The following is a 15,638-nucleotide window of genomic DNA, read 5'->3' on the forward strand; positions in this document are numbered from 1 at the left end:
CCCAAGAAGGCTGCGACTGCTGCCAAGGCCGCCGCTCCTGCAAAGGCTGCCCCCAAGAAGGCTGCAACTGCTGCCAAGGCCGCTGCTCCCAAGAAGGCTGCAGCAGCACCCGCTCCTGCCGCAGTAACCGAAACCGCTGCACCCGTGGCACAGACCCGCCTGGCACCTCAAGCCGCCTGGCCCTTCCCCACAGGTAACAAGCCCTGATCGGTTCGCTGACCTGCACGCCATAAAAAAGCCCGGCCTCTCTTGCGAGAGTCGGGCTTTTTTACATGCCTGATATCAGTGCCCTCAGGGCACGGACACCAAATCAGGGCTGAAAGTCCAGCTGATAGTTCTGCGGGCCGCGATGCGCAACCTTGAGCGCACCCATGCGGTTTCCCAGTTCGGCGCAACGCACCAGATCCCAACCACGCTCCAGACCAAACAGGAAGGCACCACGCCAGGCATCGCCGCAACCTGTGGGATCGACCACGGCAGCGGGCTTCACCGGAGCAACCAATGTCTTTTCGCCCTGCTGCCAGACTTCGCAACCTTCGGCGCCCAGGGTCACGACCAGGCCGCGCACCTTGTGCGAGATCTCGTCAAAGCTCAGGCCCGTGCGCTCGCTGAGCATCTTGCCTTCATAGTCGTTCACTGCCACCCAGTCGGCCTGCTCGATAAAGGCCTTGAGCTCGTCGCCATTGAACATGGGCAGGCCCTGGCCGGGATCGAACACAAAGGGAATGCCTGCAGCCTTGAACTGGGCGGCGTGCTCGATCATGGCTTGACGGCCATCGGGAGCAACAATGCCGATCTTGACATCGGCAGCCATGTCGGCAGTGATGCGATTCTCGTGCGCCTGCATCATGGCGCCTGGGTGGAAAGCCGTGATCTGGTTGTTGTCATGGTCGGTCATGATCATGCACTGCGCCGTATGCGTGCTCTGCAGCTGACCCACATGACGGGTCTCAATGCCCAGCTCCTTGAAGCGCTGCACATAATCCGCACCGTCACTGCCCACCATGGCCATGGGGTGCGCATCGCCGCCGAGCAGCTTCAGGCTATAGGCAATATTGCCGGCACAGCCACCAAAGTCGCGGCGCAGCGTGGGCACCAGAAACGATACATTCAGTATGTGCAGCTGGTCGGGAAGAATCTGGTCTACGAAACGACCTTCAAAGGTCATGATGTTGTCGAATGCCAGCGACCCGCAGATCAAAGCGGCCATGGTGCGTTCTCTTTCAGAAATGAATGAAGGGGGGCTTGCGCCAACAAGGATGTACAACGGGCATTTCTATTGACGAAACACCCTGCCTGATCCGAATTGGCACAAGCCGTATTAGGGATAAAAAACCAGCGCCCGGTAACCCGCCACTGCGGCGCCGAGGTCCTGCACCTGCACAGGAACGTTCACGCTCCACTCCTGACGGGCATGCAGCTGCTCCGGGGCACCCAGCAGCCTCAGGTCGATCACACGGCGCAGCAAAGGCCTGTCCTGTGCATCAGTCAAGGTCAGCTCGGCCATGGGCATGGCCACTGGCACATCGGAGCGGTTCTCCAATGTCAGGCTCCACTGGTACTGATGGTCATCGGCAAGTTGCTTGAAGCCCGAGCCACTGATCACCACATCGGCAATCGCGCGGCGGGCCTGCAGCTCGCAACCCGCCAGGCTGCAGGCCTTGGTCAGCACAGGGGCCAGCGCCGGATATTGCGCAGCCAGCACATCGCGTTGCAGCCAGGCATATTGCCCCACGACACCGGCTACGGCTACCAGCGAGCCCAGCACCAGCGCCACACGCATGCCTGCCGAGTGCCAGAACGCCTGCCGGCGGGCCTGACGCACAAAGCCAGGTTCATTGCCGGCAATGGCAGCGGCCTCATACCGATCCGCATCCGTGACAGCCTGCGCCCGGTCCCTGGCGGGTTGTATAGCGCCGATATCGGTATGCAGCAGCGCCTCCTTCGAGACAGCTTCGGCCTGGGCCTCATCCTTGAGGTCCTGCGCGGCCTCGGCCATCAGGACCTCGCTCGACGGCGGCTGCACAAGCAGCTCCGGCTCCGGCTCGGCGGGAGCGGGAATATCACCAGACTTCAGCCCATCCTCCGGCTCGCTCGCGTCCGGATGAGGATCATGCTGAGCAGCTGCTGCATCCTCTTCAGTCAGAGGACGCGCCTGATCGACAAACGAGGGCTGTGCATCCGCCATCCCGGGCATGGACGACTCGGATTCGGAAACCACATCGGCAGGCTCTGCTGCCGGGGCAACAGTCGGTACCGCGTCCACCGAATCCGATGCCAACTCCTGCAAGGCCTCAGCCTTCTGCGTATCGGGGGCGGGAGCATCCGCGGCATCCTGCTGCGGCCAAACCGGCGTCCGCTGTTCTCCGGCTTCCGTCGGCTGCACCTCCTGCACGGCAGGCTTCTGCGGCGCATCAGCAGCTTCCGGCTGCAGCAGCTCGTCGGGCACGGACTGTAAATCCTGCGAGGCATCAAAGACGCTTTGGCACATCCCGCAGCGCACCCAGCCCTGCGAGATGCGCAGTTGGTCGGCGACCACTTTGAAGCGGGTTCCACAGGAGGGGCAACGGGTGACTTGGCTCATCAGGGTTCAATTGTAGGCAGCAACAACCCGCACACCTGCTGGCTGCGGGTTTGCATCGCAATCAGGCTGCTCGCTGTGCAGTCATGAGAATCCAGCCGTCTTCGCTGTCGGCCACCTCCAGCTTGAGATAAGGCGCATAGGCCTCCTTCAGCTCGTCGGCCTGGCGTTCCAGAATGCCCGCCAACACCAGATTGCCGCCAGCTTGCACACGACCGCACAGCAGCGGCGCCAGCACCTTGAGCGGCGTAGCCAGAATATTGGCCAGCACGGTCTGGTACTCGCCGCCAGCCGCATCTGGCAGGCCGGCCCTGACTTCCACATGGTTGGCACTGGTGTTGTAGTTGGTCGATTCCACGGCCGCGGGATCGATGTCCACCGCATCCACATCAGTCGCGCCGAACTTGGCTGCACCAATGGCCAAAATGCCCGAGCCACAGCCATAGTCCAGCGTGCGTCCCAGGGTACCCTTGGGCTGGCGTGCAATCCAGCGCAGACACATGCGAGTAGTGGGGTGGGTGCCGGTACCGAAAGCCAGACCAGGGTCCAGACGGATGCTGACCTTGGCCTGCTCGGGCAGTTCATGCCAGGTGGGCACGATCCAGAACTCGGGCGTGATATCCACGGGCTCGAACTGCGACTGCGTCAGGCGCACCCAGTCCTGCTCGGGCACGGGCTTGAGGGCCAGAATCTTGCAGCCCTCAAAAAAGTCCTGCGGCAGCAGCAGATCACGCGCCTCGGTGGCCGCAGCTTCGTCGGGATAGAGGGCGATCACGCGGCTGCGGTTCCAGCCTTCCTTCGGTGCGGGCATGCCAGGCTCGCCGAACAGTGCCTGCTCGGCTTCGGTCTGCGCATCGGCATCTTCTACGGACACGCTCAATGCATCGAGTGCATCCAGCGCTTCGCTAATGGTTTCGACCCGATCTTCGGGGCACAGCAGGCTCAGCTCGAACATGGCCATCCTTTCTAGCAACTGCGTCTCCATGCCAGGTCAGCCCTGATGGAGAGAACGCACTTGTACTTTCCTGAAAAACGAAAATGCTGGCCTCCGTTGCCAGAGGCCAGCATGGGAACTCAGAGCAGCAAGGCTCCTGATCTCATCGCTTGTTGGGCGTGCGATGCGTCAGCCACTCTTCCAGATAGTGGATGTTGGTGCCGCCTTCCATGAACTTGGAGTCGACCATCAGATCCTGGTGCAGCGGAATATTGGTTTTGATGCCTTCCACCACGGTCTCCAGCAAGGCCGTGCGCATGCGGGCCATGGCCTGCTCGCGGGTATCGCCATAGGCAATGATCTTGCCGATCATGGAGTCGTAGTTGGGCGGCACGAAGTAATTGTTGTACACATGGGTGTCAACACGTACGCCAGGACCGCCGGGAGCATGCCACATGGAGATGCGGCCGGGCGAAGGGATGAACTTGTACGGATCTTCGGCGTTCACACGGCACTCGATGGCGTGCCCCTTGAACTCGACCTGACGCTGGGTGAAAGGCAGCTTCTCGCCGGCAGCGATCATGATCTGGGTGCGCACGATGTCGATGCCCGTGATCAGCTCGGTGATGGGGTGCTCCACCTGCACGCGGGTGTTCATCTCGATGAAGTAGAACTCGCCGTTCTCGTACAGGAACTCGAAAGTACCCGCACCGCGATAGCCGATCTTCTTGCAAGCCGCTGCGCAGCGCTCGCCGATCTTCTCGATCAGACGACGGGGAATGCCGGGAGCCGGAGCCTCCTCGATCACCTTCTGGTGGCGACGCTGCATGGAGCAATCGCGCTCGCCCAGATACACGGCGTTCTTGTGCGTATCGGCCAGCACCTGGATCTCCACGTGACGCGGATTCTGCAGGTACTTTTCCATGTAGACGGCAGGATTGCCGAAAGCAGCGCCAGCTTCGGCCTTGGTCATCTGCACGGCATTGATCAGCGCAGCTTCGGTGTGCACCACACGCATGCCGCGACCGCCGCCGCCGCCCGAGGCCTTGATGATCACGGGATAGCCGATGGTCTTTGCAATGCGCTTGATGAGCGCGGGATCATCGGGCAGTTCGCCGTCCGAGCCGGGCACGCAAGGCACACCGGCCTTGATCATGGCTTGCTTGGCCGAAACCTTGTCACCCATGGTGCGGATGTTCTCGGGAGTCGGGCCGATAAAGGTGAAGCCGCTCTTTTCCACTCGCTCGGCAAAGTCGGCGTTCTCAGACAGGAAACCGTAACCGGGATGGATGGCTTCTGCATCGGTCACCTCGGCAGCCGAGATGATGGCCGGCATATTGAGGTAGGACAGCGGAGAAGGAGCCGGGCCGATACAGACGGCCTCATCGGCCAGCTTGACGTACTTGGCATCACGGTCGGCTTCGGAGTACACCATCACCGCCTTGATACCCAGCTCACGGCAAGCGCGCTGGATGCGCAGGGCGATCTCGCCCCGATTGGCAACCAAAATTTTCTTAAACATGAAGTTCCTCGCAGCTTGGTGCCTGTGCCGCAGCACAGACTACTGCCAATGACTCAGTCGCGCAGCCAGTGGCTAGCGCACCTCGGCGCTGCCATGCGAACTGCACGCAACGCCTCATGATCTATCACTCGATCACGAACAGAGGCTGGCCGTATTCCACAGCCTGGCCGTTTTCACCCAGAACGCGAACAATGGTGCCGGTCTTGTCGGCTTCGATTTCGTTGAGGATCTTCATGGCTTCAACGATGCAGATGGTTTCGCCTTCCTTGACCTGGCTTCCCACATCCACAAAGGGCTTGGCGCCGGGGCTGGAGGCACGGTAGAAGGTACCGACCATGGGCGACTTGACCACATGGCCTTCAGCAGCAGCAGGGGCTGCGGCCGCCACGGGAGCAGCGGCAACGGGAGCTGCCGCCAAGGGGGCAGCCATCACAGGAGCGGCTTGCACGGGGGCAGCAACGTATTGGTGAACCACACCTTCGCTCTTGACGATACGGACCTTGCCCTCTGCTTCGGTGATCTCCAGTTCCGACACATTCGATTCGGACACCAGATCAATAAGGGTCTTGAGTTTTCGCAAATCCATGGGAGCTCCAGCGACGTATTTCTAAACAGGGCGCGAATTTACCTCAAATTCGTCCTTCTGCGTGCATTGGCAGATATTTTTCACTAACGTCGCCATGGAATTTAGTTACCTACACTTTTCTGACGACAAGAGCAATGTTCATTCGCTCTATTTGCTCCAATCTGTCAGATCTTCGCTGGAAAGCTCGCCTATTTTACGTTGCCGCACTTGCCCCTTGGCATCAAACAGAACCGTGAATGGCAGGCCTCCCTGCAAGTTACCCAGACTTCTGCTCAATCCCAATCCCCCTTGCATGGCGATGGCTACCGGGAATTGCACAGGCTGACGCTGCAAAAAACGCAGCACGGCCTCGGATTTGTCGACCGCGAGGCCAACAACCTGAATACCTTTTGCACCCTGCTGCGCCGCAAATTCGCTGAGCATGGGCAGCTCCTTGACACAGGGCGGGCACCAGGTGGCCCAGAAGTTGACCAGCAAGGGGCGCCCCTGGAAGCCCGCCATGGCAAAAGGCTTGCCATCGGGCGTTTCAAAGGTCTGACCCCACAGTTGCGCCTCGGCGCCAGGGCCCATGGCCTGAGGCTGACTGCGCCACCAGGCCACGCCGGCGCCGCCCCCGGCAGCCACTGCGGCCACTGCGCCGGTCAGCCACAGGCGGCGCGAGCCATTGGTCGACTTGTTCTCAGAGGTGTTTTCACTCATCGCAGCTCTCCTGCAGCAGCTTGCGCAAGGCCTTGGCATCACCACGCGGGCTGCGGCCATGGCTGTCGGGCTTCATGGCACCGCGCATATCATCATGGTCGTAGACCAGCAGATGCACGCCCACGGTTTCATTGATCGGCTTGCACAGTGCATGAATGGAAAGTGCCTCGACCGGCTTGCCCTGAAAGCCTGTGACCGTGCTCGGCTCGTATTGCACATGGTTGTTGATGAGCGCTATTTCGGCAGACTTGGGATCATCGCAGAACAGTTGCAGATAGATATCCGACAGCCGCGTGGCCGTGCCGCGCCAGACTGCTCCGGCCAGATGCGGGCGAAACTCCTGCAGCCTGTCCATCCAGACCAGGGCCAGCTCGCGCAGTGCCTGCAACTCCTGCGGCTGGGTGTCGCCGCAGAACAGCTCTATATATTCACGCACCGCTTCTTCAAGCTGGTCGTTGTCGGGCAGCGCCGTGCGGCCGGGCAGGCCGAGCTGACGCACGGCCCGTTGCTTGGCCGGACCCCATTCGAGGCCTTCCTCCACCACCAGGCGGGCCGCTGTCTGAGCGATTTCAGCAGTCACGTTATCCAAACTCATAGCGCTATTTCATCACGCCCGCCGCAGCAGGCGCGGCAGATCATGCTCGCATTGTGACCCAGATGAATGACCGCACTTTGACCTGGACCGTACAGACCAAGGTTTTGATAGCTGCTAGCACCCGTTTCGTATCGAACCGAAAGTAAAAACACATTTAAATCCATATAGGTCATGCGCAACCAGCTATCAATTTGGTAAGAAAGGTTACCGTCAGCGCTCAGGCGGGCCATGGCTTGCCTCCAGGTCATGCAGGCAAACGTAGAATCCCCGGCCATGCACATACATATTCTGGGCATTTGCGGCACCTTCATGGGGGGCCTGGCCGCCTTGGCACGAGAAGCCGGTCACAAGGTGACGGGCTGCGATTCCGGTGTTTACCCGCCGATGAGCGATCAGCTGCGCCAGTTGGGCATCGAGCTGATCGAGGGCTATGGCGCCGACCAGATTGCGCTCAAGCCCGATATGTATGTGGTCGGCAACGTCGTCAGCCGCAAACGTCTGCCCGACGGATCGCCCAAATTCCCGCTGATGGAAGCGATTCTGGACACCGGCGCCGCCTATACCAGCGGCCCGCAATGGCTGGCCGAGCATGTGCTGCGCGGTCGCCATGTGCTGGCCGTGGCCGGCACCCACGGCAAGACCACCACCACATCCATGCTGACCTGGGTGCTTGAGTGCGCAGGTCTGCAACCCGGTTTCCTGGTCGGCGGCGTACCGCTGGACTTTGGCGTCTCCGCCCGCCTCGGTGCGGCCCAGCGCCCCGCCGCTGGTCCTGGCCCCGTCGGTGACGAACCCGTGTTTGTGATCGAAGCCGATGAGTACGACACCGCCTTCTTCGACAAGCGCAGCAAGTTTGTGCACTACCGCCCCCGCACGGCCGTGCTCAACAACCTGGAATTCGATCACGCCGACATCTTTGACGATCTGGCAGCCATTGAGCGCCAGTTCCACCACCTGATACGCACCGTACCGTCGACCGGCCGTGTGGTGAGCAACGGCCTGGAAGAGAGCCTGACCCGCGTGCTGGCCGAGGGCTGCTGGAGTGAAGTGCGGAGCTTCGGCTCGGCTGTCAGCGATTTCAGCGCCGATGGCGATCCCAGCGACTTTGCCGTGCTGCACCGCGGCAAAAAGGTGGCGCAACTGCGCTGGAGCCTGACCGGCGTGCACAACCAGCTCAATGCACTGGCCGCCATCGCTGCCGCCGACCATCTGGGCGTTAGTGCCGAGGTGGCTTGCGAAGCCCTGTCGCGCTTTCAGAACGTCAAGCGTCGCATGGAACTGCGCGGCACGGTCAACGGCATCGAGGTCTATGACGACTTCGCCCACCATCCCACAGCCATCCGCACCACCCTGGACGGCCTGCGCCGCAAGCTCGGGGCAGAGGCCCGCATCCTGGCAGTGTTCGAGCCTCGCAGCAACACCATGAAGCTGGGCACCATGAAGAGCCAGTTGCCCTGGTCGCTGGAAAGCGCCGATCTGGTCTTCTGCCACACTGCAGGCCTCGACTGGGATGCCGCCGAAGCCCTGGAATCCATGGGCGTAGGCCCCGGCCAGCGCGCTCAGGTAGCAGGTGATATCGAGACCCTGATAGCGCAGATCAGCGCCGTCGTCCGCCCTGGTGACCATATCGTCTGCATGAGCAACGGCGGCTTTGGCGGCATCCACGCCAAGCTGCTGGAAGCGCTGAAATAGGTTTCCAAAAAAGCAAATGCCCGCTCACAACGCGGGCATTTTTTATTAGCGATCTTCAAAACTGGCATGCCTCCACATGGGGACAGCAAGCAAGAGCCGTCTCGCAGCGAGGCTGTCGCCCCCTCCGCGAAGCAGAGAGGGGGAAGCCGCGCAGCGGCTCAGGGGTGTCAATAACTTATCGACATCGCAGGCACATCCACCCGGATCAAGGGCTTGGACAGCACTGCATGCGCTGCCAGGGCATAGCTGTTGCGCCAGTCTTCGTTGTCAAACAGCTCGGGGCGATTGCGCGCCTCACGCGCCACCACCACCAGCTTGTCAGCCAGCAACACCTTGCCGGTGGCCCGCAAAGGCTCGCACTCGAGCGAGACAAACTGCTGATCCAGCCAGCGTCGGCCTTCGTCCGAACTGATAGGGGACAGCGACTGGGTATCGACCCGGTATTCACGGTCGCCATCCAAAACCACGATTACTTCACTACGCATAAATCTCCTCTGACCTGGTGACTCTTGCACCATTCGTTGTCGTGGCCACAGCTTAATAGTGACCGCGGTGCTGAAGACGCTGCAAGCTGACGGCTTGCAAACAGCTGCGGCAACCAATGCATGGCCTGAAAGACTTGCATCAAGCATCACAGTGGTTACAGGAACATGGCATGCAAAGCAATGAAAAATCTTTAAATTTCATAGCATTGCTCGCATGCTTGGCAAGAATATAAGGGCAAAACCGTCTTTTTCAAGTGTCATTACGGACTCGTAACCCGCCAGTTATCTCCATCCAGGCTCCTGCCTTGAAAATGTGACGAGAGGACTTACATACTGCATAAATCTTTGACGAATACCAGTTTGCAGGCCTTGCAACGCCTTCAGGAACCATCACCATGACCGCTGAGAACATCCACCAAGAAATACGCGAGCATCTGCTGCAGCTGGAAGCCGAACTTCAGGTCCAGAAGCTCTGGTCCGCCGTAGCCCCAGACCCCAAGGCACTGGAATCCACCACGCCTTTCATGTACGACACGCTCAAGCTGCACGAGTGGCTGCAATGGGTGTTCATCCCGCGCCTGCGCGCCGTGATCGATGCCAAAGGCAGCCTCCCCCACCAAAGCCATGTCTATCCGCTGGCCGACCACGAGTGGCAGCAGCGCACCGACTTTGACAAGCAGCAGTTGCTGCGCCTGCTCAACCGCATCGATGCCACCCTCAATGGATGCGAAATGACACCGGCATCAACGCCGGACACCAAACACTGATCGAGCAAGCAAGCAGCCCATTCCCATATAGAAAAACAAACAGGCCACAGGAAATACTCCCTGTGGCCTGTTTCGTTCACGCCCGCTTTATCGATCAGGCGAGCACTTCGGCTTCCTGCTTGCTGGCGAGCGCAGCAGCGCGGCGCTGGCTCACGGCCTGCGACAGCTCTTGCAGCGTTGCCAGAGAATCATCCCAGCCCAGGCAGGCATCGGTAATGCTCTGGCCGTAGGTCAGATCGCAGACTTCGTCCTTGCCGGGCGTGAACTTCTGAGCACCGCCGACCAGATGACCTTCGATCATCACGCCGAACACGCTGCTGGAGCCACCGGCGATCTGAGCCGCGATATCACGGGCCACATCCTTCTGGCGCTCATGCTGCTTGTTGCTGTTGGCGTGGCTGCAGTCCACCATCAGCGAAGGCGTGAGGCCCGCTGTCTCCAGATCCCTGCAGGCGGCCGCCACATGCTCGGCATCGTAGTTGGGTGTCTTGCCACCGCGCAGAATCACGTGACAGTCCTGATTGCCGCCCGTATGCACGATGGCGACCTGGCCGTTCTTGTGCACCGACAGGAAATGGTGGCCTCGGCTGGCCGACTGAATCGCGTCGGTGGCAATACGGATATTGCCGTCCGTGCCGTTCTTGAAACCAATCGGCGCCGAAATGCCCGAAGCCAGTTCGCGGTGCACCTGGCTTTCCGTGGTGCGGGCACCGATGGCGCCCCAGCTGATCAGATCGCCGATGTACTGGGGCGAGATCACGTCCAGGAACTCGCTGGCCGCTGGCACACCCAGGCGGTTGATGTCGATCAGGAGCTGGCGCGCAATGCGCAGGCCTTCGTCGATGCGATAGCTCTGATCCAGGTAGGGATCGTTGATCAGCCCCTTCCAGCCCACGGTGGTGCGGGGTTTTTCGAAATAGACGCGCATCACCACTTCCAGCGTGTCCTTGTACTGCTCGCGCACCACGGCCAGACGACGGGCGTAGTCCAGGGCAGCAGCCGGATCGTGAATGGAGCAAGGGCCGACGATGACCAGCAGACGGTCGTCCTGCGCACGCATGATGTTGTGGATGCTGCGGCGGGTGTCGCTGATCAGCGTCTCCACGGCAGTGCCGCGAATGGGGAAGAAGCGAATGAGGTGCTCTGGAGGGGGTAACACTGTGATTTCCTTGATACGTGCGTCGTCGGTCTGGCCTGTCTTGGGAGAGCCGGCGCGATACCAGGAATCGGTGGCGGAAGTGTTCAGAGCAGTCATGGCAATCTTTCGTGAGGTGTTTGATCGTTGAAAACCGGGGGTGCTGAAACGTAGGGGTGAAAAAAAACCGCCGGGCTTTGCAGCTTCGGCGGTTCTTTGGGAGGTGTTTGCAGGGTGCGCGCGTTTACCTCTCAGCCGCCGGGGGCGAGAACCAAAAGTAAAAGAAATAGGCGCGTTGCGTTTGCATGTCTTTCAATGTAGCACAGCTCTTTTGCATTGCAACATCAGCAGCTCGCACCGCCGTTCTGTCAAAAACAGGTTTTCCCTCTGAAATGGCGCATTTTTCAAAATTTATTCATGCGCAATATTTTTGCGTTTTTTCTTATTTTTCAGAATTTTATTGATTTTAATTTCAATTTACCCATAATCAGTGCAATTTTTCAGCGCATCAGCAATATTCAGGGCAAGACCACGAAACGCCATGAAAAAACCCTGCTGCCAGGCGATCTACAGCGGTTTGCCACAAGCTTTTTTGCCGTAAGCGGTCTGTGGCGAATGGTCTGCAGCACACTGAAATGAAAAACCCCCGCTCTGCCATGCAAAGCGGGGGTTGGTGCTCACGACGGGCAGACCCGCCATGAAACCTCTATCAGGCCGTGCCGCCAACTGTCAGGCCGTCAATGCGCAGCGTAGGCTGGCCCACGCCCACAGGCACGCTCTGGCCTTCCTTGCCGCAAGTGCCCACACCCGAGTCCAGGCGCATGTCGTTACCTATCATGCTGATGTGCTTGAGCGACTCCGGGCCGCTGCCGATGATGGTCGCTCCCTTGACGGGGTACTGGATCTTGCCGTTTTCCACCCAGTAGGCTTCGCTGGCAGAGAACACGAACTTGCCGCTGGTGATGTCCACCTGACCTCCGCCGAAGTTGGTGGCGTACAGGCCCTTCTTGATGGAGCCAATGATCTCCTGCGGATCCTTGTCGCCACCCAGCATATAGGTGTTGGTCATGCGCGGCATGGGGATGTGGGCATAGCTTTCTCGACGGCCATTGCCCGTGGGCTTGACGCCCATCAGGCGTGCATTCATGGAGTCCTGGATATAGCCCTTGAGAATGCCGTCCTCGATAAGCACATTGCTCTGGCTGACATGGCCCTCGTCGTCCACGTTCAGAGAGCCACGGCGATCGGCAATCGTGCCGTCGTCCAGCACGGTCACGCCCTTGGCGGCCACGCGCTGACCGATGCGGCCGCTGAAGGCGCTGGAGCCCTTGCGGTTGAAGTCGCCTTCCAGGCCGTGGCCCACGGCCTCGTGGAACAGCACGCCGGGCCAGCCCGAACCCAGCACCACGGTCATCACACCGGCCGGTGCGGGACGCGATTCGAGGTTGACCAGGGCTGCATGCACGGCCTCGTCCACATACTGGCTGATCTGCTCGTCGCTGAAATAGGCCAGACCGAAGCGACCGCCACCACCGGAGGAGCCCACCTCGCGGCGGCCCTTTTGCTCGGCGATCACCGTCACCGACAGGCGCACCAGCGGGCGCACGTCAGCGGCCAGCGTGCCGTCCGCACGGGCCACCAGCACCACATCGTATTCACTGGCAAGACCGGCCATGACCTGCACCACGCGCGGGTCCTTGGCGCGAGCCAGCTTTTCCACCTTGCCCAGCAACTCGACCTTGGCCGTGCTGTCCAGCGTGCTGATGGGGTCCAGCTCAGGATAGAGCGAGCGGCTTTGCGCAATCTTCTGCGCACCCGCCTTGACGCGGCGCGTCTGGGTTGCGCTGGAGATGGAGCGCACGGTACGTGCGGCATCCAGCAGCGAGGCTTCGGAAATGTCGTCGGAATAGGCAAAGGCCGTCTTCTCGCCGCTGACCGCCCGAACGCCTACTCCCTGATCGATGGAGAAGGAGCCGGTCTTGACGATGCCTTCTTCCAAGCTCCAGCCTTCCGCGCGGGTGTACTGGAAGTAGAGATCGGCGTCATCCACCTGGTGCGAGCGAATTTCGGCAAGCGCACGCGCAAGATGGGTTTCGTCCAGGCCGAAGGGCTCAAGCAGCAACTGACGGGCCGTGGCCAAGCGTTCGATGGTGGGTTCGCGGGAAATCATGAGAGCATTGTAGAGATAGCTGCAAGCCCTGACTTGTCTCGGGCTGCGCATAAAAAAGAGCGGAATGTTGCCCCACCAGGCTGAACAACATTCCGCTCCATTCACTTAGCTTCGCACTTGCCGGGTTCCGCCCTGCCCGCTTTGCATTGCAGAACCCCACCTGGGTCTTTGCCGCTCCCGCTTGATCGGTCTTCTGACCCCCCAGAACCGTTTGTAAACGCTGTTTACAGTCGAAGCAAGACCTTGGACGGAACTACTGACATTTTTCAACGATCTAAGCCCGCCGCCCCGGCACGCAGTTTCACATAAAACCATTACTCAAGGCTTGCAAAGCATAGAATTGAAGCTCTCCTTTTAAGAGCATCCAATCCCGATCACGGGTCTTCACGCATGGGGAATATGCCCATCACCGCCGGGTAGTTGCCGCTGCGCCCGCGACACCGACATCAGCACGCCCAGCGCCAGGCCCAGCGTGACCATGGCCGTGCCGCCATAGCTGATGAAAGGCAGAGGCACGCCCACCACCGGCAAAATGCCGCTGACCATGCCCATGTTCACGAACGCATAGGTGAAGAAGATCATGGCCACGGCAGCTGCCATCAGCCGGCCGAACAGCGAGTTGGCATTCATGGAAATGGCCAGCCCGCGCCAGACCAGCAGCAGAAAGCCGACGATGATGAAGAGATTGCCTATGAGGCCGAATTCTTCGGAATAGGCGGCAAAGATGAAGTCGGTGGTGCGCTCTGGAATGAATTCCAGGTGGGTCTGCGTGCCAGCCATGAAACCCTTGCCCCAGACACCGCCCGAACCGATGGCAATCATGCCCTGAATGATGTGAAAGCCCTTGCCCAGCGGGTCGCGCGTGGGGTCCAGCAAGGTACAGACGCGTGTCCGCTGATAGTCATGCAGAAAATACCAGCTCACGCCATCGGCGCAGAGCTGGGGTTCAAACCAGACGATGAGGAAAATGCCGACCAGGGCCAGCAGCACGGGCGGCACGATGAGTTTCCAGGGCAGGCCGGCAAAAAAGATCACGGACAGGCCGGCAGCCATCACCAGCAGCGAGGTGCCCAGATCGGGCTGCTTCATGATCAGGCCCACAGGCACCATCAGCAGCACAAAGGCGATGACAAAGTCCGAGGCGCGCAGATTGCCCTCGCGGCGCTGGAACCACCAGGCCAGCATCAGCGGCGTGGCGATCTTCAAAAGCTCGGAGGGCTGAATCACCACTCCCACATTCACCCAGCGCGTGGCCCCCTTCTTGGTGATGCCGAACAGCGCCACCGCCACCAGCAACACCACGCCCAGGGTGTAGAGAGGCACGGCCACCTTCATCAATTGCTGGGGGGATATCTGGGCCAGCACGAACAGCAGACCTGCCGCAATCAGCATATTGCGGCCGTGGTCCACAAAGCGCGTGCCGTGATCGAAACCCGCCGAGTACATGGCCAGCAGCCCCGCGCCCGCCAACATGGCGATAAAGAGAAGCAGCAGAAAATCAAAGCCGCGAAACAGCGGAACAATGCGTTGCAGCAGCGAGGGCTTATCGAATTCGATGGCGGACATGGGCCGCAATTATCGTGGGAGCCGACTGCCGTGCAGCTTGCAGGGTTGAGCTTTGCTGACGGCTCAAGTCGGCCCACGCTCATTCCCCCCCGCCATAGGCCTTCTCCCCTGATAGTCTTGGGGCAGACAGTCCACAATGACAGAGACAGAAGTGTTTTTTACCAGAGGAGATTGCCGCTATGACGACCACCCACCTGCTGTATCTGCACGGCTTTCGCTCCTCCCCCCAGTCCAACAAGGCGCGCATCATGGCGGACTATGTGGGTGCCAGGCATTCCAAGGTACGCTGGTGGTGCCCGCAGCTGCCGCCCTCGCCGCGCGAAGCGGCAGCCGTGATCGCCGAGGGCATCGCCAACTGGCCACGCCAGAACATGGCCGTCATGGGCTCGTCGCTGGGCGGCTATTACGCCAGCTGGGTGGCCCAGCTGGCGCGCTGCAAGAGCGTGATGATCAACCCCGCCGTCAACCCGGCCCGCGACCTGGAAAAATACATTGGCGAGCAGTCCAGCTGGCATGACCCCGAGGAAACCTTCTTCTTTCGCCCCGAATACATTGAGGAATTGCGCCAGCTCGACACCCGCACCATGACGCCGGCAGCACCCGAGATGGTGTTGATCGCCCAGGGCGACGAGGTGCTGGACTGGAACGAGATGAGCGAGCGCTACCCTCACGCACTTCAATTGGTGCAAGAAGGCGGCGACCACGCCCTGAGCAACTTTGCCGAGTATCTGGACCGGATCGACGAATTTCTGGCCTTGGCCTGATGCCCTTGGCGACTCCAGGCGCCACCCCAGGAAACGGCTGTATTGCAGCAACGTGCCCCCTGTTCACGGCCCTGACCGCGCGGGGGCCACGTCTGATATTGACCGACCTCAAGCATGAACTGAATCACTTCTGAGCGCCGAA

At 60.4% G+C, this 15,638-nt stretch carries 16 protein-coding genes and 1 pseudogene; 5 read left to right on the forward strand and 12 right to left on the reverse strand.

Features of this window, described 5'->3' with window-relative positions; genetic code table 11:
* Positions 1-207 (forward strand): annotated as a pseudogene (locus CSE6_RS19465) (hypothetical protein); the annotation flags it as partial.
* A 103-nt stretch (positions 208-310) separates the two neighbouring features.
* On the opposite strand, the gene CSE6_RS19470 reads toward CSE6_RS19465, so the two are convergent.
* The 8 genes from CSE6_RS19470 to CSE6_RS19505 all read right to left on the reverse strand — a co-directional run bounded on the left by CSE6_RS19470 (position 311) and on the right by CSE6_RS19505 (position 7,147).
* Positions 311-1,210: a carbohydrate kinase family protein gene (locus CSE6_RS19470; protein WP_034354288.1), complete on the reverse strand. Its 900-nt coding sequence runs from the start codon at positions 1,208-1,210 to the stop codon at positions 311-313.
* 111 nt (positions 1,211-1,321) lie between these two features.
* On the reverse strand, positions 1,322-2,584 hold the full coding sequence (locus CSE6_RS19475) for a zinc-ribbon and DUF3426 domain-containing protein (protein ID WP_080747078.1): 1,263 nt from the start codon (positions 2,582-2,584) through the stop codon (positions 1,322-1,324).
* A 61-nt stretch (positions 2,585-2,645) separates the two neighbouring features.
* Positions 2,646-3,536 (reverse strand): 50S ribosomal protein L11 methyltransferase, encoded by an 891-nt coding sequence (gene prmA, locus CSE6_RS19480; protein WP_003068930.1) that lies wholly within the window; start codon positions 3,534-3,536, stop codon positions 2,646-2,648.
* 142 nt (positions 3,537-3,678) lie between these two features.
* Positions 3,679-5,037, reverse strand: coding sequence for an acetyl-CoA carboxylase biotin carboxylase subunit (gene accC / locus CSE6_RS19485; RefSeq protein WP_003068932.1), 1,359 nt, complete (start codon positions 5,035-5,037; stop codon positions 3,679-3,681).
* A 124-nt stretch (positions 5,038-5,161) separates the two neighbouring features.
* Positions 5,162-5,623 carry an acetyl-CoA carboxylase biotin carboxyl carrier protein gene (accB, locus tag CSE6_RS19490; RefSeq protein WP_003068934.1) on the reverse strand — a complete coding sequence of 154 codons (462 nt, stop codon included), beginning with the start codon at positions 5,621-5,623 and terminating at the stop codon, positions 5,162-5,164.
* Between the two features lie 147 nt (positions 5,624-5,770).
* On the reverse strand, positions 5,771-6,322 hold the full coding sequence (locus CSE6_RS19495) for a TlpA disulfide reductase family protein (protein WP_034377094.1): 552 nt from the start codon (positions 6,320-6,322) through the stop codon (positions 5,771-5,773).
* Entirely contained in the window at positions 6,315-6,917 is a 603-nt protein-coding gene (locus CSE6_RS19500; protein WP_003068937.1) for a hypothetical protein, read from the reverse strand. The genes CSE6_RS19495 and CSE6_RS19500 overlap by 8 nt, the downstream gene beginning before the upstream one ends.
* Complete coding sequence (locus CSE6_RS19505; RefSeq protein ID WP_131326186.1) at positions 6,914-7,147, reverse strand: hypothetical protein; 234 nt, start codon at positions 7,145-7,147, stop codon at positions 6,914-6,916. The genes CSE6_RS19500 and CSE6_RS19505 overlap by 4 nt, the downstream gene beginning before the upstream one ends.
* Positions 7,148-7,190: 43 nt before the next feature.
* On the opposite strand from CSE6_RS19505, the gene mpl reads away from it, so the two are divergent.
* Positions 7,191-8,609 carry a UDP-N-acetylmuramate:L-alanyl-gamma-D-glutamyl-meso-diaminopimelate ligase gene (mpl, locus tag CSE6_RS19510; protein ID WP_034354299.1) on the forward strand — a complete coding sequence of 473 codons (1,419 nt, stop codon included), beginning with the start codon at positions 7,191-7,193 and terminating at the stop codon, positions 8,607-8,609.
* Between the two features lie 167 nt (positions 8,610-8,776).
* On the opposite strand, the gene CSE6_RS19515 is transcribed toward mpl, so the two are convergent.
* Complete coding sequence (locus tag CSE6_RS19515) at positions 8,777-9,094, reverse strand: hypothetical protein (protein ID WP_012839818.1); 318 nt, start codon at positions 9,092-9,094, stop codon at positions 8,777-8,779.
* 395 nt (positions 9,095-9,489) lie between these two features.
* Between CSE6_RS19515 and CSE6_RS19520 the strand changes: the two genes are divergently transcribed.
* A complete protein-coding gene (locus tag CSE6_RS19520) occupies positions 9,490-9,861 on the forward strand; it encodes a YqcC family protein (protein ID WP_012839819.1) in 372 nt (123 codons plus the stop codon).
* A gap of 94 nt (positions 9,862-9,955) precedes the next feature.
* Here the strand turns inward: CSE6_RS19520 and CSE6_RS19525 are convergent, their stop codons facing one another.
* Entirely contained in the window at positions 9,956-11,116 is a 1,161-nt protein-coding gene (locus CSE6_RS19525; protein ID WP_003068944.1) for a 3-deoxy-7-phosphoheptulonate synthase, read from the reverse strand.
* A gap of 297 nt (positions 11,117-11,413) precedes the next feature.
* Here CSE6_RS19525 and CSE6_RS19530 point away from each other — a divergent pair, with 297 nt between their 5' ends.
* Positions 11,414-11,635, forward strand: a complete 222-nt coding sequence (locus tag CSE6_RS19530; RefSeq protein WP_238585746.1) for an ABC transporter — start codon at positions 11,414-11,416, stop codon at positions 11,633-11,635.
* Between the two features lie 70 nt (positions 11,636-11,705).
* On the opposite strand, the gene tldD is transcribed toward CSE6_RS19530, so the two are convergent.
* Both tldD and rodA read right to left on the reverse strand, forming a co-directional pair.
* The gene (gene tldD, locus CSE6_RS19535) at positions 11,706-13,166 is read right to left on the reverse strand and encodes a metalloprotease TldD (RefSeq protein ID WP_003051333.1); all 1,461 of its coding nucleotides are present in this window, start codon (positions 13,164-13,166) and stop codon (positions 11,706-11,708) included.
* 384 nt (positions 13,167-13,550) lie between these two features.
* Entirely contained in the window at positions 13,551-14,732 is a 1,182-nt protein-coding gene (gene rodA, locus CSE6_RS19540; RefSeq protein WP_003068946.1) for a rod shape-determining protein RodA, read from the reverse strand.
* Positions 14,733-14,911: 179 nt separating this feature from the next.
* Between rodA and CSE6_RS19545 the strand changes: the two genes are divergently transcribed.
* Positions 14,912-15,496, forward strand: coding sequence for a YqiA/YcfP family alpha/beta fold hydrolase (locus CSE6_RS19545; RefSeq protein ID WP_003068947.1), 585 nt, complete (start codon positions 14,912-14,914; stop codon positions 15,494-15,496).
* Positions 15,497-15,638: the final 142 nt, after the last annotated feature.

The sequence above is a fragment of the Comamonas sp. E6 genome (assembly GCF_001010305.1).
GTDB lineage: Bacteria > Pseudomonadota > Gammaproteobacteria > Burkholderiales > Burkholderiaceae_C > Comamonas > Comamonas thiooxydans.